This window comes from Streptomyces sp. NPDC034037 (assembly GCF_055575715.1).
Map to the genome: position 1 here is coordinate 112,131 of NZ_JBVISC010000009.1, position 16,665 is coordinate 128,795.

At 73.9% G+C, this 16,665-nt stretch carries 16 protein-coding genes and 1 pseudogene; 10 read left to right on the forward strand and 7 right to left on the reverse strand.

Features of this window, described 5'->3' with window-relative positions; all coding sequences use genetic code 11:
- Positions 1-79: 79 nt before the first annotated feature.
- Positions 80-286: a hypothetical protein gene (locus ACZ516_RS28560; RefSeq protein ID WP_361086014.1), complete on the forward strand. Its 207-nt coding sequence runs from the start codon at positions 80-82 to the stop codon at positions 284-286.
- Positions 287-325: 39 nt separating this feature from the next.
- Here ACZ516_RS28560 and ACZ516_RS28565 read toward each other — a convergent pair whose 3' ends face one another.
- Positions 326-934 (reverse strand): dihydrofolate reductase family protein, encoded by a 609-nt coding sequence (locus tag ACZ516_RS28565; RefSeq protein ID WP_361086011.1) that lies wholly within the window; start codon positions 932-934, stop codon positions 326-328.
- 242 nt (positions 935-1,176) lie between these two features.
- On the opposite strand from ACZ516_RS28565, the gene ACZ516_RS28570 reads away from it, so the two are divergent.
- On the forward strand, positions 1,177-1,953 hold the full coding sequence (locus ACZ516_RS28570) for an SDR family oxidoreductase (RefSeq protein ID WP_469012316.1): 777 nt from the start codon (positions 1,177-1,179) through the stop codon (positions 1,951-1,953).
- 70 nt (positions 1,954-2,023) lie between these two features.
- Here ACZ516_RS28570 and alc read toward each other — a convergent pair whose 3' ends face one another.
- A complete protein-coding gene (alc, locus tag ACZ516_RS28575; RefSeq protein ID WP_469012318.1) occupies positions 2,024-3,139 on the reverse strand; it encodes an allantoicase in 1,116 nt (371 codons plus the stop codon).
- Between the two features lie 4 nt (positions 3,140-3,143).
- Positions 3,144-4,517, reverse strand: coding sequence for an allantoinase AllB (gene allB, locus ACZ516_RS28580; RefSeq protein ID WP_469012320.1), 1,374 nt, complete (start codon positions 4,515-4,517; stop codon positions 3,144-3,146).
- A gap of 349 nt (positions 4,518-4,866) precedes the next feature.
- On the opposite strand from allB, the gene ACZ516_RS28585 reads away from it, so the two are divergent.
- Positions 4,867-5,682 (forward strand): IclR family transcriptional regulator, encoded by an 816-nt coding sequence (locus ACZ516_RS28585; RefSeq protein ID WP_358586982.1) that lies wholly within the window; start codon positions 4,867-4,869, stop codon positions 5,680-5,682.
- Between the two features lie 157 nt (positions 5,683-5,839).
- Here the strand turns inward: ACZ516_RS28585 and ACZ516_RS28590 are convergent.
- Together ACZ516_RS28590 and ACZ516_RS28595 are read right to left on the reverse strand one after the other, a co-directional pair.
- Positions 5,840-6,502: pseudogene (locus ACZ516_RS28590) on the reverse strand (ABC transporter ATP-binding protein); the annotation flags it as partial.
- Between the two features lie 2 nt (positions 6,503-6,504).
- Complete coding sequence (locus ACZ516_RS28595; RefSeq protein ID WP_361085999.1) at positions 6,505-7,599, reverse strand: ABC transporter permease; 1,095 nt, start codon at positions 7,597-7,599, stop codon at positions 6,505-6,507.
- 208 nt (positions 7,600-7,807) lie between these two features.
- Between ACZ516_RS28595 and ACZ516_RS28600 the strand changes: the two genes are divergently transcribed.
- Both ACZ516_RS28600 and ACZ516_RS28605 read left to right on the forward strand, forming a co-directional pair.
- Entirely contained in the window at positions 7,808-9,052 is a 1,245-nt protein-coding gene (locus tag ACZ516_RS28600; RefSeq protein ID WP_469012322.1) for a sensor histidine kinase, read from the forward strand.
- Entirely contained in the window at positions 9,049-9,708 is a 660-nt protein-coding gene (locus ACZ516_RS28605; RefSeq protein ID WP_469012325.1) for a response regulator, read from the forward strand. The genes ACZ516_RS28600 and ACZ516_RS28605 overlap by 4 nt, the downstream gene beginning before the upstream one ends.
- Before the next feature lie 23 nt (positions 9,709-9,731).
- On the opposite strand, the gene ACZ516_RS28610 is transcribed toward ACZ516_RS28605, so the two are convergent.
- Positions 9,732-10,250: a universal stress protein gene (locus tag ACZ516_RS28610; RefSeq protein ID WP_361085990.1), complete on the reverse strand. Its 519-nt coding sequence runs from the start codon at positions 10,248-10,250 to the stop codon at positions 9,732-9,734.
- Positions 10,251-10,350: 100 nt separating this feature from the next.
- Between ACZ516_RS28610 and yczR the strand changes: the two genes are divergently transcribed.
- Complete coding sequence (yczR, locus tag ACZ516_RS28615) at positions 10,351-11,820, forward strand: MocR-like transcription factor YczR (protein ID WP_361085987.1); 1,470 nt, start codon at positions 10,351-10,353, stop codon at positions 11,818-11,820.
- Positions 11,821-12,150: 330 nt separating this feature from the next.
- On the opposite strand, the gene ACZ516_RS28620 is transcribed toward yczR, so the two are convergent.
- Positions 12,151-12,465 (reverse strand): DUF5955 family protein, encoded by a 315-nt coding sequence (locus ACZ516_RS28620; RefSeq protein WP_361085984.1) that lies wholly within the window; start codon positions 12,463-12,465, stop codon positions 12,151-12,153.
- Positions 12,466-12,630: 165 nt separating this feature from the next.
- Here ACZ516_RS28620 and ACZ516_RS28625 point away from each other — a divergent pair, with 165 nt between their 5' ends.
- The 4 genes from ACZ516_RS28625 to ACZ516_RS28640 all read left to right on the forward strand — a co-directional run bounded on the left by ACZ516_RS28625 (position 12,631) and on the right by ACZ516_RS28640 (position 16,655).
- Positions 12,631-13,254 carry a nucleotidyltransferase family protein gene (locus ACZ516_RS28625; RefSeq protein WP_361085981.1) on the forward strand — a complete coding sequence of 208 codons (624 nt, stop codon included), beginning with the start codon at positions 12,631-12,633 and terminating at the stop codon, positions 13,252-13,254.
- A gap of 226 nt (positions 13,255-13,480) precedes the next feature.
- Complete coding sequence (gene aceB / locus ACZ516_RS28630; protein WP_469012328.1) at positions 13,481-15,100, forward strand: malate synthase A; 1,620 nt, start codon at positions 13,481-13,483, stop codon at positions 15,098-15,100.
- Positions 15,101-15,255: 155 nt separating this feature from the next.
- The gene (locus ACZ516_RS28635) at positions 15,256-15,840 is read left to right on the forward strand and encodes a sigma-70 family RNA polymerase sigma factor (protein WP_358584313.1); all 585 of its coding nucleotides are present in this window, start codon (positions 15,256-15,258) and stop codon (positions 15,838-15,840) included.
- Positions 15,837-16,655 carry an anti-sigma factor gene (locus ACZ516_RS28640; RefSeq protein WP_469012331.1) on the forward strand — a complete coding sequence of 273 codons (819 nt, stop codon included), beginning with the start codon at positions 15,837-15,839 and terminating at the stop codon, positions 16,653-16,655. Before ACZ516_RS28635 ends, ACZ516_RS28640 begins: the two co-directional genes overlap by 4 nt.
- Positions 16,656-16,665: the final 10 nt, after the last annotated feature.

Here is a 16,665-nt window from a genome sequence, read left to right on the forward strand (position 1 = left end):
ACTTTCGGACCGTACGCGGGCCGGATCCTCGCCCGGTGGCGGATGTGCGCGGCCAAGGTGCGGGGCGAGGATCTCCGGCATGAAACGGCTACTGGAATTGTTCGGTTTCCTCCTGCTGGTCCAGGGCGTCGGCGGCGCGGTCCACGACCTCACCGACGAGCGGTACGGCTGGGGCCTGCTGCGGCGCCTCGGCTTCCTGGAGGGCTACGAGCTGTACGCGAGCATCGCGATGGTCGTGCTGGCGATCGCGCTGTTCGCCGCCGCGGAGAGCCAGAAGGAGGGCTGACCCCGCGCATACACGCTCGTATCCGCTCGCCGCCGCTTGCTAGTAGCTGCCGTACTCCGGCCGCCCCGCGCGCTCGTACGTGCTGATGACGACGCCCTTGGACGTCGTGCGCGAGCGGGTGAGCCGGAAGGCGGCGGGCGGGAAGCCCTCGGTGAAGAGCCGCTTGCCGGTGCCGAGGACGACGGGGAACGTCAGCAGGTGCAGGGTGTCGATGAGGTCGTGGGCCAGCAGGGAGCGGGCGAGGTCGCCGCTGCCGTGCATCTGGAGTTCGCGGCCCGGCTGCTCCTTGAGCGCGGTGACGTCCTTGGCGAGGTCGTCGCGGCCGATGATCCGGGTGTGGGGCCAGTCGGCGCCGGTCAGCGTGGTGCTCGCGACGTACTTGGGCAGGGTGTTGAGCTTGGTCGCCACCACGTTGCCGGGGTCGGTCACGGCGGGCCAGTACCCGGCGAAGATGTCGTACGTCCCGCGTCCGAGGAGGAACCCGTCGGCCTGGGCGAAGACCTCCTCCACGAACGCGCCGAAGTCCTCGTCGCCGTAGGGCACCGACCAGCCGCCGTGCTCGAAGCCGCCGCTGCGGTCCTCGTCCGGGCCGCCGGGGGCCTGGAAGACCCCGTCCAGGGTGAGGAACTGGGTGAAGGTGAGCTTCATGGCGGACGCCTCTCCTTGGATGTGCGGTGCTGTCCTCTACTCAGACCGTGCCACCGGCCCGAACTCATCGCCGCCCGACGAACGCCGCAAAGATCGGCGTCCGTTTCCCGCCAGCCCCGGCCCACCCCACCGCGTTTCATTGAACCCGCAAGCACTTACCGCCCTGATCGGCGGAAAACCCTGACGCACACGGTGGCTCCCCCGCGGACCACGTGGGGCGCATACGCGGAAGAGGTACGGACATGTCCACTCCCACCCGGTTCACCGACCCCACCGGCACCGCCGCTCTCACCGGCAGGACGGCGCTGGTCACCGGCGGCAGCCGCGGCATGGGCGCGGCGATCGCGCTGCGCCTGGCGCGGGAAGGCGCGGACGTGGCGCTCACCTACGTCCACGGCGAGGCGGCGGCACACGAGGTCGTAGCAAAGATCGAGGCCATGGGGCGCCGCGGCTTCGCCATCCGGGCCGACGCGGCCGAGGCCGGGGACGCCGCCGGCGCCGTGGAGCGCGCGGCCGACGACCTGGGCCACCTGGACATCCTGGTCAACAACGCCGGCATCGGTGTCCTCGGCCCCATCGGCGACCTGACGCTCGCCGACGTGGACCGGGTCCTCGCGATCAACGTCCGCGGGGTGTTCCTCGCCTCGCAGGCCGCGGCCGGACGGCTGCGCGACGGCGGCCGGATCATCACCATCGGCAGCTGCATCGCCCAGCGCGTGCCCGGCCCCGGCGCCACGCTGTACGCGACGAGCAAGGCGGCGCTGATCGGCCTCAACAAGGCGCTGGCACGGGAGCTCGGCGGGCGCCGGATCACGGCGAACCTGGTGCAGCCCGGCCCGATCGACACGGACATGAACCCGGCGGGCGGCCCCTTCGCCGAGGGCCAGAGCGCCATGACGGCGCTCGGCCGCTTCGGCTCCACCGACGAGGTGGCGTCCCTGGTCGCCTACCTCGCGGGGGACGACGCCGCGTACGTCACCGGCACCGAGCTGTCGGTCGACGGCGGGCACGCCGCCTGACGCACGCCGGACATGAGTACGGGGCACACCGGGGCTGTCCTCCCGGTGCGCCCCGCGTCGCGGGGCGGGGTCAGCCGCCCAGCTCCTGGTGGCGGGCGGCCAGCCGGGCCGCGCCGTCCTCGGTCAGCGAACCGAACAGGCGCAGGCGGGAGATGCCGCCGTCGGGGAAGATGTCGACGCGTACGTGCGTGCCGACGACCGGGGTGTCCAGGACGAAGCGGTGGTTGGTGTCGGGCTGCAGGCGGGTGCGGGGCAGCGCCTCGGCCCACTCGCCGTCCTCCCCGTCGCGCACGGAGAGGGAGGCCCAGCCGGCCGAGTTGCCCTTGAGGTAGGCGGTGTCGATCTCGACGGCGCGGATCTCGGACTGCTGCACGAGCCGGTAGCGGATCCAGTCGTTGCCGCGGTCGCGGCGGCGGCGGGTCTCCCAGCCGTCGTCCATCTTGCGGGAGCGGCCCGGCTGGATGGTGTTGGTGGCCGGGGAGTAGAAGCGGTCGGAGGCGTCCTCGACCTGGCCGCCGTTCTCCAGGGCGACGACGTCGAAGGTGCCGAGCGCGGTGAGCCACTTCGGGTCGGCGGCGACCTCGCCGTAGACGCGCAGGCGGGCGATGCCGCCGTCCGGGTGCTGGTTGACGCGCAGGTGCGTGAAGCGCTGCTCGACGTCGACGGCGAAGCCGTTGGCGGCGTGTCCGCCGACGGGCGTACGCGGGACGAGCGTCGTCCACTTCACGTCGTCGCCGCACAGCTCCTCGGGCGTCGGGGAGCCCTCGACGCTGGTGGCCTCGACGGACACGGCCTGCGGGTAGTTGCCGCGGAAGTGGGCGGTGTCGACGACGATGCCGCGGATGACGCCGGGGGCGCCGAGGCGTACGAGCGCCCAGTCGTGGTCCTCGTCGGTGGGCCAGGGGTGCTCGCCGGAGACCCCGCGCCGGCGGCGGGTCTCCCAGCCGTCCATGACCTTGCCCTTGTGTCCGAAGTGCTCGGGGTCGAACACGGCGGGGTGCGCGAGCAGCAGGTTCTCGCGCATCGCGAAGAACTCGTCGTTGGCGGCGATCACACCGGCGCCGAGCTGCCGGTCGGCGAGGTTGGCGTACTGGGTGAAGGGGAAGTCGGCCGTGCGGTAGTCGGCGTAGGGCTCGCCGCCGCCGTAGGGGCTCGCGTCGCCGGTGTAGGAGGGTATCGCCGTCACTGTTTCAGTTGTTCCTTTCCAGAAGTCGGCCCGCGGGTTCGCTGAACTCGCCGCCGTGCAGGATGCGTTCGCCGCGCAGCCAGGTGGACTTCACGACGCCGCTGAGGGTCTTGCCCGCGTACGCCGTGACCCGGTTCCTGTGGTGCAGCTCCGCGGGGTCCACGGTGAAGGTCTCGTCGGGCGCGAGGACCGCGAAGTCGGCGTCGCGGCCGGCCTCGATGGCGCCCTTCTGGCCGAGTCCGGCCAGCTGTGCGGTGCGCGTGGACATCCAGCGCACCACGTCGTCGAGGGTGTGCCCCCGCTCGCGCGCCTCGGTCCAGACCGCGGACAGGCTCAGCTGGAGTCCGGAGATGCCGCCCCACGCGGTGGCGAAGTCCTCGGTCTTCAGGTCGGCGGTGGAGGGCGAGTGGTCGGTGACGACGCAGTCGATGGTGCCGTCGGCCAGCGCCGCCCACAGCAGGTCCCGGTTGCCGGCCTCCCGGATGGGCGGGCAGCACTTGAACTCGCTGGCGCCGTCGGGGACTTCCTCGGCGGTCAGGGTCAGGTAGTGCGGGCAGGTCTCCACGGTCAGCCGGACGCCCTCGCGCTTGGCGGCGGCGATCAGCGGCAGCGCGTCCGAGGAGGACAGGTGCAGGACGTGCACGCGGGCGCCGATCCGCTGGGCGAGGGCGATGAGGCCCTCGATCGCGGTGTCCTCCGAGACCCGGGGCCGGGTCCGGAGGAAGTCGGCGTACTTGGGGCCGCTCGTGTGCGGGGCGGCGTCCAGCTCGTGCGGGTCCTCGGCGTGGACGATGAGGAGCCCGTCGAAGCCGGCGATCTCGGCCATGGAGGCGGCGAGCTGGTCCTGGTTCAGCTCGGGGAACTCCTCGACGCCCGAGGGCGACAGGAAGCACTTGAAGCCGTACACGCCGGCGTCGTGCAGGGGCTTGAGGTCCGCGACGTTGTCGGGCAGGGCGCCGCCCCAGAAGCCGACGTCGATGTGCGCCTTGGCCCGGGCGACGTCCTGCTTGGTCCGCAGGTTGTCGACCGTGGTGGTCGGCGGCAGGGAGTTGAGGGGCATGTCCACGAGGGTGGTGATGCCGCCCGCCGCCGCGGCGCGGGTGGCGGTCCAAAAGCCCTCCCACTCCGTGCGGCCGGGGTCGTTCACATGGACGTGGGTGTCGACCAGGCCGGGCAGCAGGACGTCGTCGCCGAAGTCTTCGAGCCGGGCCCCGCGCGGCACCGCGTCGTCGTACCGGCCGACGGACACGATCTTCCCGCCACGGACGGCGACCGAGGCGGCGCGCGTCCCTTCCGGGGTCACGACGCGGGTGGAGCGCAGCACCAGCTCCGCACCCGCATCGACGCCCGCGTCCACGTCCACGCCCTGTTCGGACACCCGTGTCCCCTCTCTTCTGTTCCGCTTCACAGACCTTTTGTTTCCGCTTAACGGAATTCAACGTTCTGTTGAAGGAGTTTTCACGCTCGACCGGGTGGCGTCAAGAGTGGACCCCGGGCAGCCGTCCGCCATGGGGCCGCGACTGGACGTTTCCACAAGGTGGAATTAGAATTCCACCTGCCAGAACGTAGCTCCACACAGCCGCAGGTCGAGGCGCCCTGGGACAACCCCGCGAAGAACCGGGCAAAGTCCCCCCTGACCGGCGACGACGCCGCCACGCGCGAGAACCCCCGCGAAGAACTGCCCGGTAGGCTGCTTCCTTGCCCGCCAGCACCGAAAGGAACGCGCCGTGCCGACGTCAAGCGCCAACGACGCCCCTGCTGAAGTCGCCGCCCCGAAGACCCCCGCCGCGAGCGGCGGCGTCCAGTCGCTCGAGCGCGCCTTCGATCTGCTCGAACGGATGGCGGACGCCGGGGGCGAGGTCGGTCTCAGCGAGCTCTCCGCCAGCAGCGGCCTGCCCCTTCCCACGATCCACCGCCTGATGCGCACGCTGGTCGCCTGCGGGTACGTACGCCAGCAGGCCAACCGCCGCTACTCCCTCGGCCCGCGCCTGATCCGCCTCGGCGAATCGGCCTCGCGGCTGCTCGGCACGTGGGCCCGGCCCTACCTCGCCCGGCTCGTCGAGGAGACCGGCGAGACGGCCAACATGGCCCTGCTCGACGGCGACGAGATCGTGTACGTCGCACAGGTGCCGTCCAAGCACTCCATGCGCATGTTCACCGAGGTCGGCCGGCGGGTCCTGCCGCACTCCACGGGCGTCGGCAAGGCGCTGCTCGCGCACACGCCGCCGGAGGAGGTCCGGGCGCTGCTCGCCCGCACCGGGATGCCCGCGGCCACCGAGAAGACGATCACCACGCCCGAGGGGTTCCTCGCCGCGCTCGAAGAGGTCCGCCGGGCCGGGTACGCCGTCGACGACAACGAACAGGAGATCGGCGTCCGGTGCCTGGCCGTGCCGGTGCCCAACTCGCCCACGGCGGCGGCGATCTCCATCTCCGGGCCCGCCGGGCGGGTCACGGAGGCGGCCACGGAGCGGATCGTGCCGGTGTTGCAGCAGGTGGCGGTGGAGCTTTCGTCGGCGTTGGTCAGTGCGGGGGCTGGCTCCTGAGCCTTGAGCTGGCTCCTGAGCCTGGGGCGGGGGCTGGGGGGCCTGCCTTGTCCGCTTCGCGGTGGGTGGGTTGCGGGTTTTCCCCGCCCTTGCGGTCGCAGTGAGCCGCCGCTTCGCGGCGGTCGTCTCCCACCCACCCACCCGTTGCTCCGTGGTGGAGGTGGCCGTCTCTCAGTTCCGTCACTCGGTCCGCGTGGGTCAGGCCCGCTCTGTCGTGGGTGACCAGGACCGTCGCCGTGCCGCGTTCCTTCGTCAGGGTCGCGAGGAGCGACAGCACCGCGGCCCCGCGCTTATGGTCCAGCGCGCTGGTCGGCTCGTCGACCAGCAGCACCGCGGGGCCGTTCATCAGCGCCCGCGCGATCCCCACCCGCTGGCGCTGGCCTCCCGAGAGCTGGTGCGGGCGGCGCCCTGCCTGGTCCGCGAGGCCGACCGCCGCCAGCAGTCCCCGCGCCCGCTCGCGGACCCGGCCACCGGGGCGCCGCCCGTCCACATGCGCCATCAGCTCCAGCTGCTCCAGCGCCGTCAGCGAGCCCAGCAGGTGCGGCTGCTGGAAGACGATGCCGAGGCGTCGCCGTCGTAGTTCCGCCTTCTCGGCCCGGCTCAGCGTCGCCGTGTCGACGCCGTCCACCACGACCCGCCCCCGCTCGGGCGTGACCAGCGTCGCCGCGACGGCGAGCAGGCTGGACTTGCCGGAACCGGAGGGGCCCACCACCGCGGTCATCGTGCCCGCCGGCACCTCCAGTCCCACGCCGTCCAGCGCGGTCAGCCGCCCCGACCCGTCGGGGTACGTGAGCGTGACGTCCTTCAGCAGCAAAGAGATGTTCATCGGGCACTCCCCAACGCGACCAACGGATCGACGGCGGTGATCCGCCGCACGGAGAGACCGGCCCCGACCGCACCGAGCGCGATCATGACCCCGGCGGGCCCCAGCACGGTCGCCGGTTCCAGCACGAACGGGACGTCGCCGCCGCTGATGACCCCGCCGGCCGCCGCCGCGATCCCGGACCCCACCGCCGTACCGACGACGAGCATCGCCACGGCCTGGCCCAGCGCGTCCCGCAGCAGATAGGGCGTGGAGGCGCCCAGCGCCTTCAGGACGGCGATGTCGGCGCCCCGCTGGATCGTCCACACGGTGAAGAACGCCCCTATGACCAGCGCGGAGATCACGAACAGAAAGCCCCGCATCAACTGGAGGGAGCCGTTCTCGGCCTGGTAGGAGCCGATGGCCGACAGCGCTCCGTCGCGCGACTTCGTCGCGGTCCCCGCGGCCTGGTCCCCGGCGGCCAGATCGACCCCGTCGCCGGTCCGCAGCGCGATCACCGTCGCCTGCTGCTCCCCGGACGGGCCCCGGCCGCCCCCGCGCCCGAGCCGCTGCCAGTCGTCGAGGGAGATCCACACCACGGGTGTATGGCTGTACGAGGCGTCGGACGCGACGCGCGCCACCCGCTCCCCCACCGCGCCGCCGCCGAGCCGGACGCGGTCGCCGACCCGGACCCCGAGGTCCTCGGCCGCCTGCTCGGAGAGCACCGCGTCGCCCGGCGCGACACCGTCCGGCGCGATGCCGGCGTCCGGCGGGACGCCGAAGGCGGAGACCGCCGCCGAACGCTTGCCCGCGGTGGCACCGAGGGTGCTGATGCCGATGGGCTGCGCGGAGAGCACGCCGGGCCGTGCGGCCCACTTCTCCCAGGCCCGCCGCTCCACCAGCGAGTTCGTGAAGGAGACCGACCGGCCGTCGGGCGGCGCGGCGAACGCCAGGTGGTCGGCCGGCAGCCCGGTGACGGCCGAGGTGTTCTCCCTGGCGAGCCCGGCGGTCAGCCCGGACAGCAGACCGACGAGCAGGGTGATCAGTACGACGACGGCCCCCATCAGGGCGAACCGCCCCTTGGCGAACCGCAGGTCTCTCCATGCGACGAACATGGCCCCACCCTGCGGCCGGCAGCACGGGCGGGGCATCGCGCCCCAGCACGGTTCACCCGGATCGAAGGGCGGCGCCGCACTTCAACCTTTCGGTTGACGGGGCCGGGGGGCTCCGCCCGTACGGTGGAAGGGGCACGCGTACGCCCCAGCCGGCCCCCAGCCCCCGTCCCCGCCCCGCACTCATCGAGCCCCGGACCTCCGAGACCCCATGTCCCGCACCCTCGTCCCCACGCCCACGCACCCGGCCGCCCGCACACCCGTGGCCCTCGCCCTGCGCCTGTGCCTGCACGCCCTCCTCGCGGGGCTGCTGGCGCTCGCCGCGGTGAAGGCGCTGGCACAAGACGGCTCGGCCCACTCGCCGGGAGCGGCGCGGCCCGCGGCCGTCGTCGCGGCGGTGCTCCTCGTGGCCGCCGTCTACGCGGCCGGCACGCTGAGCCCCGCCGTGGCCCGCTCGCGGCGCGCGGCGGCCTGGTGGCTGGCGGCGCTGGGCGCGGCCTGGCTGGTGCTGCTGGCACTGTCCCCGGACGGGCTGTGGGTCGCCTTCCCGCTGTACTTCCTCCAGCTGTGGCTGCTGCCGGTCCGCTGGGCGCTGCCCGCGGTCCTCGCCACGGCGGCCGCCGCCATCGGCGGCTTCCTGCTGCACGGCGCGCCGGTGACCCCCGGCGGCTTCATCGGGCCGCTGCTCGGCGCGGCCGTCGCCGTGGCCACGGTCCTCGGGTACGCGGCGCTGTACCGGGAGAGCGAGCACCGCCGCCGGCTCATCGACGAACTGGTGGCCACGCGGGCCGAACTCGCCGCCGCCGAGCGCACCGCGGGCACCCTGGCGGAGCGGGAGCGACTGGCCCGGGAGATCCACGACACCCTCGCGCAGGGCCTGTCCTCCATCCAGTTGCTGCTGCGGGCCGCCCAGCGCGCGCTGCCGGACGGCTCCCCGGCGGCCCCGCACATCGAGCGGGCGCGGGCGGCCGCCCAGGACAACCTGGCCGAGGCCCGCCGCTTCGTGCGCGCGCTCTCCCCGCCCGGTCTGGAGGCCGGCTCGCTCGCCGGGGCCCTGGAGCGGCTGTGCGCGTCGAGCGCGGGCCCCCGTGTGCGGTTCTCCGTCAGCGGTACGCCGGTGGAGCTGCCCACGCCGTACGAGGTGGCGCTGCTGCGCGTCGCGCAGTCCGCCCTCGCGAACGCGGTGCGGCACGCGGGGGCGGCCCGCGCCGAGATCACGCTGACGTTCATGGACGGGTCGGTCACGCTGGACGTAGTCGACGACGGCAGGGGTTTCGATCCGGCGGCCGGCGAGCCGCCGCAGGGGGCGGGGGACGGCGGTTTCGGGCTGCCCGCGATGCGCGCGCGGGCCCGGGCGCTGGGCGGCACCTTCACGGTCGAGTCCGCACCGGGCCAGGGCACCGCGGTGGCGATCGCGCTGCCGCTGCCCGCCCGTCCGGCGGGGGCGGCGGCGTGACGCGGGCGCCCGGGGCGACGGTGCGTCTGCTGCTCGCCGACGACCATCCCGTCGTACGCGCGGGTCTGCGCGCGGTGCTCGCCGCGGAGCCGGACTTCGAGATCGTCGCGGAGGCGGCGACGGCGGAGGCGGCGGTGGAACGGGCCGCGGCGGCGGGACCGGACGGTGTCGACGTGGTTCTGATGGACCTTCAGTTCGGAGCCGGGATGCACGGCGCGGCGGCGACGGCCGCGATCACCGCGCGCGAGGGTGCGCCCCGGGTCCTGGTCCTGACCACGTACGACACGGAGGCGGACATCCTCGCGGCGGTGGAGGCGGGCGCGGCGGGCTATCTCCTCAAGGACGCGCCGCCCGAGGAGCTGGCCGCGGCGGTCCGCACGGCGGCGTCGGGGCGCTCCGCCCTCGCGCCCGCCGTCGCGCACCGTTTGATGGACCGCATGCGGACCCCGGCGCAGGCCCTGAGCCGCCGGGAGCTCGAGGTGCTGCGCCTGGTGAAGGACGGCCTGTCCAACCAGCGGATCAGCAGGGAACTCTTCCTGAGCCAGGCCACGGTGAAGTCCCATCTGGTGCACATCTACGCCAAGCTCGGCGTGGACTCCCGCACCGCGGCGGTGGCGGCCGCGACGGCCCGCGGCCTGATCCGCAGCCGCCCCTGACACCCCCGCCCCGGAGGCCCGCCTCACTCCCCCACCAGGGCGAAGTCCGCCGCCCGCATGCCGCGCAGCGCCCTGCGCAGGCCCTTCGGCGGTCGCGGGGACGGGACGGTCAGGACCGGGCAGGCGGTGCGGGCGCGGGCCCGGCGGTGGACGCGGCTCGGGCGGCGCCTGCCGGGGCGGGTGCCGAGGACGAGGAGGTCGTCGGGGTGGGCGGCGAGCGCGCTCAGGGCGCGGGCCGGGCTGTCCCTGATCACCCGGCGTTCGACCGCGACGCCGGGCGGCGCGCCTCCGAAGACCTCGTCGAAGGCGCGGTTGAGGCGGGCGCGCGCCTCTGCCTCCCAGTGCCGGGCCCATCGCGGGTCCGGGCGGCGCAGATACAGGGCCTCGCCCTCCGGCGGCTCCCAGGCGATCACCGCGACGAGGACGCGGCGCCCGCGCCGGGCCTCCTTCGCGGCTACCCGCAGCGCCGCCAGGCTCGCGAGCGATCCGCTCACTCCCACGACGACGCGTCCCGCGTGCTCCATCCCTGTCCCCGGTGCCATCGATGTCCCTCCCTGGCCGAAACGAGCTGTTCGAAGCCGGCTGAAGGGGAGTCTGTACGCTGATTGGCCTGGAGAGCAGGGCCAATCAGCGGGAGTTGGCATGGCAGAGGCACGAGTGGTCCACCGCCTGGACAGGAGCCTGGGCAGCGGCCGGCTGGCCGGTCTGCTGACCGGGATCGCCGGTGAGCGCCCCGGTTACCGCGCGCTCGCCCAGGGGGTGCGCACCTTGCTGCTGGACGGCCGCGTCCCGCTGCACACCCGGCTGCCCGCCGAGCGTGAGCTGGCCTCGGCGCTCGCGGTGAGCCGGGCCACGGTCACGGCGGCGTACGACGTGCTGCGCGAGGGCGGTTATGCCCGCAGCCGCCGGGGCGCGGGCACCTGGACCGAGCTGCCGGCGGGGCGGCGGCCCTCCAGCGTGGCCGTGTTCCCGGCCGGCGACGACGTGCTGGACCTGGCGATCGCGGCGCCCGGCGCCCCGGAGGCGGAGCTGACCGAGGCGCTCGGCGCGGCGGCCGCGATGCTGGCCGAGCACGCGCCGACGCCCGGCTACCACCCGTACGGGATACCGGCGTTGCGGGCGGCCGTCGCCGAGCGTTTCACCCGGCGGGGCCTGCCGACACTCCCCGACCAGATCCTGATCACCACCGGCGCCCAGCACGCGCTGTCCCTGACGTTGGCGCTCCTCGGGCGGCCGGGCGACCGGGTGCTGGTGGAGAACCCCTCGTACCCCAACGCGCTGGACGCGATCCGCAGGGCAGGTCTGCGGGCGGTGCCCGTGCCGGTCACGGAGGACGGCTGGGACAGCGGGCTCATCGAGTCGTCGCTGCGGCAGGCGGCGCCCCGCCTCGCGTATCTCGTGCCGGACTTCCAGAATCCGACCGGCGCCCTGATGCCGCGTGAGCAGCGCGTACGCATCCTGGAGACGGCCCGCGCCACGGGCACCTGGCTGCTGATCGACGAGACCATCGCCGACATCGCGCTGGACGTGCCGCCGCCCGCGCCGTTCGCCTCGCTGGCGCCGCACGGCGCGGGCGAACAGGTCGTGACGGTCGGGTCGTTGAGCAAGTCGCACTGGGGCGGGCTGCGCATCGGCTGGGTGCGGGCGGGCTCGAAGCTGATCACGGAGCTGGCGATGGCCCGTGTTCCGGTCGACATGTCGACGCCGGTCATCGAGCAGCTGGTGGCGTTGCGTCTGCTGCGCGGCGTGGACGACGTGCTGCGCGCGCGGCTGCCGAGGCTGCGGGCGCAGCGGGACGCCCTCGCGGCGTCGCTGGCCCGCCATGTGCCCGAGTGGCGCTGGCGGGTGCCGCCGGGCGGGCTCTCGCTCTGGGTGGACCTGGGCCGGCCGATCGCGTCCTCGCTGGCCCGCGCGGCGCTCGCGCACGGCGTACGGATCGAGGGCGGCTCACGCTTCGGCGCGGATCCCGGAACGCACGAGCACCGCCTGCGCGTCCCGTACACGCTGCCGCCCGCCCAGGCGGAACAAGCGGCGATCCGCCTGGCGGCGACGCTGACCGAAGACCTGCGAACCCCTGACGCCACCCCGGACCGCCGCCCCTGGGTGGCGTGACATCCCGGACCGCAGCCGGGGCGCTGGGCGCACGGCGCCACCCCAGACCGCAGCCCGCCCCTGGGTGGCGTGGCACCCGGACCACAGCCCCCGCTGGGCGGCGAGACACCCCGGACTGCCACCCCAGCGCTGGGCGCGGCGACACCCCCGACCACAGGTCGCCCCTGAGCGACACGACACCCCCCCAATCCGCCACCCCCGAGCTGCGTGACGCGATCCGCCACCTCTGCCCCTGGGCGGGATGAGACCCCCGCTCCCCACCGCCGCCCACCGGGGTGGCAAACCCCGGCCCCCGCCACCACCGCCCCCGCGATGCCGCAACCCCCCGTATCAGCGCCCCCGCGGCGCGCCGAACGTCTCCACCGCGTCCCGTACCTCCGCGAGCGCCGTCGTGAGGGCGCTGACCGAGCCGAGCGCGCCCGCGACGAGCAGCAGGGAGCGCCGCAGGCGGCGCAGTTCGGGGGTGCCGGCGGCGGCCATCGCGGCGAGGGCGGCCAGCTCGTCCTCGGCTATGGCCCGGTCGGTGAACTCGACCGGGTGCGCCGCCAGCTCGCGGCGCAGCCGGGCCACGGCGGCGCACAGCTTCGCCACCCGCGGGTCCCCGTCGTCGCCCGTCGTCCGCCTCTGCTCCATGCCCCGCAACACAGCTCTCCCCCGCGCACGCCCACGTGCGCTGTTCTGTTCTCGTGCGTCGTTCCCGGCCTTCGGTGCTGGTCAGGCACCAGGGCCGCAGGTCAGTAAAGCGCCCCCGGGTCGGCACGCGCCACTTTCGGGCGGCGGCGCCCCCGCGGCGCGGGGTATGCAGGAGTCATGACGACAGAAGCGGTGCAGGGACCGCCCGCCGGGGCGGGCGAGGTCGCCGGGCTGCTGCTCGCCGCCGGCGGCGGCCGGCGTCTGGGCGGCCGCCCGAAGGCGCTCCTGGAGCATCGGGGCCGCCCGCTGGTGGAGCACGCGGCGCGGGTGCTGCGCGAGGCGGGCTGCGCGCCGGTGCACGTGGTGCTCGGCGCCTCCCGCGAGGCCGTACGCGCGCGTGCCTCGCTCCCGGGCTGCGTGCTGGTGGACAACCCGGACTGGGCGCACGGCATGGGCTCCTCCCTCCGGGCCGGTCTCGCCTCGCTCCGGGACTCGGGAGCGCGGGCCGTGCTGGTGTCGCTGGTCGACCAGCCGGGGATCGGCGCGGTGGCCGCGGCACGGGTGCGGGACGCCTACCGGTCGCCGGCGACGCTCGCGGCGGCCGCGTATCAGGGGCGGCGCGGGCACCCGGTGCTGTTCGGCCGCGACCACTGGGCGGGCATCGCGGAGACGGCGGCCGGCGACCGCGGGGCCCGGGATTATCTGCGGGCGCACGCCGGAGCGGTCACGCTGACCGAGTGCGGCGAGGTGGCCGACGCGTACGACATCGACACGGCGGAGGACCTGATCCACTTGGAGTGACCGGGGTGGCACTCAGCGACACGTTCTGTCGATGAAGAGAATCTCGACATCAACAAACGATTGAACTTCCACCATGAGGAAACTAGTATCCACTGACCAGAAGGCCCGTTCCCTCGGACGGGGCCCCGCAGCCGTACCTCGGCTCCTGTGGCACTCAGTGCCATCGCGTCTGCCCGGCGGCTCGCCCGGCACCGTCCGTGCAGCTCTCTGAAGGAAGTGACAGCTCATGTCCGCACTAGCGCCGTCGCCGCTGGCCATCGTCGACGCAGAGCCCCTGCCCCGGCAGGAAGAGGTGCTCACCGACGCGGCCCTCGCCTTTGTGGCCGAGCTGCACCGGCTGTTCACGCCCCGGCGTGACGAGCTCCTCGCCCGGCGCGCCGAGCGCCGTGCCGAGATCGCCACCACCTCCACCCTGGACTTCCTCCCGGAGACCGCCGCGATCCGCGAGGACGACTCCTGGCGGGTCGCCCCGGCCCCGGCCGCGCTGAACGACCGGCGCGTGGAGATCACGGGCCCCACCGACCGCAAGATGACCATCAACGCCCTGAACTCGGGCGCGAAGGTCTGGCTCGCCGACTTCGAGGACGCCTCCGCGCCCACTTGGGAGAACGTGGTCCTCGGCCAGCTCAACCTCACCGACGCCTACGAGCGCCGCATCGACTTCACCGACGAGCGCACCGGCAAGTCGTACGCCCTCAAGGACGCCGCCGAGCTGGCCACGGTCGTCATGCGCCCGCGCGGCTGGCACCTGGACGAGCGCCACCTCCAGGTCGACGGCCGCCCGGTCCCCGGCGCGCTCGTCGACTTCGGCCTGTACTTCTTCCACAACGCCAAGCGCCTCATCGAGCTGGGCAAGGGCCCCTACTTCTATCTGCCGAAGACGGAGTCGTACCTGGAGGCGCGCCTCTGGAACGACATCTTCGTCTTCGCGCAGGACTACGTCGGCATCCCGCAGGGCACGGTCCGCGCGACCGTCCTCATCGAGACGATCACCGCCGCGTACCAGATGGAGGAGATCCTCTACGAGCTGCGCGACCACGCCTCCGGGCTGAACGCGGGCCGCTGGGACTACCTCTTCTCCATCGTCAAGAACTTCCGTGACGGCGGCGAGAAGTTCGTCCTGCCGGACCGCAACCTCGTGACGATGACCGCCCCGTTCATGCGGGCCTACACCGAGCTGCTCGTGCGCACCTGCCACAAGCGCGGCGCGCACGCGATCGGCGGCATGGCGGCGTTCATCCCCTCCCGCAAGGACGCGGAGGTCAACAAGGTCGCGTTCGAGAAGGTCAAGAACGACAAGGACCGCGAGGCCGGCGACGGCTTCGACGGCTCGTGGGTGGCGCACCCGGACCTGGTCCCGATCGCCATGGAGTCCTTCGACGCGGTGCTCGGCGACAAGCCGAACCAGAAGGACCGGCTGCGCGAGGACGTGCGGGTCGCGGCCGCCGACCTGATCGCCATCGACTCCCTCGACGCGAAGCCCACGTACGAGGGTCTGGTCAACGCCGTCCAGGTCGGTATCCGCTACATCGAGGCCTGGCTGCGCGGCCTCGGCGCCGTCGCCATCTTCAACCTCATGGAGGACGCCGCCACCGCCGAGATCTCGCGCTCCCAGATCTGGCAGTGGATCAACGCGGGCGTCGTCTTCGAGAACGGCGAGCGGGCCACGGCGGACCTGGCCCGCGAGGTGGCGGCGAAGGAGCTGGACGCCATCCGCGACGAGATCGGCGACGAGGCCTTCGCCGCCGGCAAGTGGCAGCAGGCCCACGACCTCCTCCTCCAGGTCTCCCTGGACGAGGACTACGCGGACTTCCTCACGCTCCCGGCGTACGAGCAGCTCCGCTGACACCTCTCGCGGGTACGTCCCCCCGCGCGCGTTCCCGATCCGCCCCCGGCACCGCACAGAGCCGGGGGCGGATCGTGTGTTTGACCGGGCAATCCGCGGGGCCCTCGGCTACGTATCAGTCGTGTACGCCGACCCGCGTCCCGAAGGAACACCGCGTGAATGAAGTCGTCCGCATCGGCTCCCGGTCAGCGCCCGGACCCGACCTGCAAGAACTGGTCGCCCGCGTCGCCCGCGGCGACCAGGAGGCCTTCCCCGGTGTCTACGACGCCGTGGCGGGCCCCGTCCTCGGCGTCGTCCGCGGGGTGCTGCGCGACCACGCCCAGTCCGAGGAGGTCGCCCAGGAGGTCCTGGTCGAGGTGTGGCGCACCGCGCCCCGCTACCGGCCGGGCCTCGGCACCGCGATGAACTGGGTGCTGACCCTCGCCCACCGGCGCGCGGTGGACCGCGTCCGCTCCGTGGAGGCGGCCTCGGCCCGTGAGCACAAGGCCGCCCTGCTCTCCCGCACCCCGGAGTTCGACGAGGTCAGCGAGCAGGTCGAGACCCATCTGGAGCGCGAACAGGTACGCCGGTGCCTGCGCTCCCTGACCGAGGTGCAGCGTCAGTCCGTGACGCTCGCCTACTACCGCGGCCTGACCTACCGGCAGGTGGCCGAACTCCTCGCCCTGCCGCTCGGCACGGTGAAGACCCGCTTGCGCGACGGACTCATCCGGCTGCGCGACTGCCTGGGGGTGAACGCGTGAGCACCACGGCCGATCTGCACACCCTCACGGGGGCCTACGCCGCGAACGCCCTGGAGGACGCCGAACGCGACCGGTTCGAGGAACACCTCGCGCTGTGCCCGTCGTGCGCCCAGGAGGTGCGGGAGCTGACCGCGACCGTCGCGCGGCTCGCCATGGCCTCGGCCGTCGCCCCCCGGCGCGCCATGAAGGAGGAGGTCCTCGCGCGCATCGCCACGGTCCGCCAGGACGTCCCGCACGGCGAACCGGACCCGAGCCCGGCCGAGGACGCGGGCACGGGCACGGGGCGGGCCGCGGGCCGCAGCGCGGGCCCGCGCAGGGCACGTGTGGCCCGGGAGGCGCCCCGCTGGGCCCTCGCCGCGTGCCTCGCCGCCGCCGTCGCCTTCGGCGGCACGGCGATCTGGCAGCACCAGCGGGCGCAGGACGCGCGCGAGCAGGCCCAGCAGGTCCAGGAGCGGGCCGGGGAGCAGTCGAGGGAGCTCGCGGAGGTGCTGGCCGCCCCCGACGCCAAGTCCCGCACCGGCACGTTCGACGGCGGGGCCAGGGGCACGGTCGTCGTGTCCAAGAGCCGCGACAAGGCCGTGTTCGTGGCCGACGGGATGGCGCGGCCGCCGCTGGGCAAGGTCTACCAACTCTGGTTCGACGACGGCGGAACCATGCGTCCGGCCGGCCTCATGGACCCCGACCGTCCGACCGGGGCCGTGCTGATGCGGGGCGAGGTCGGTGACGCGCGGGGCATGGGCGTCACGGTGGAGCCCGCGGGCGGCTCGGACGAGCCGACCTCGGCGCCGGTGGCACTCGTGGCTTTCCCGGCCTGACGTCCGATCG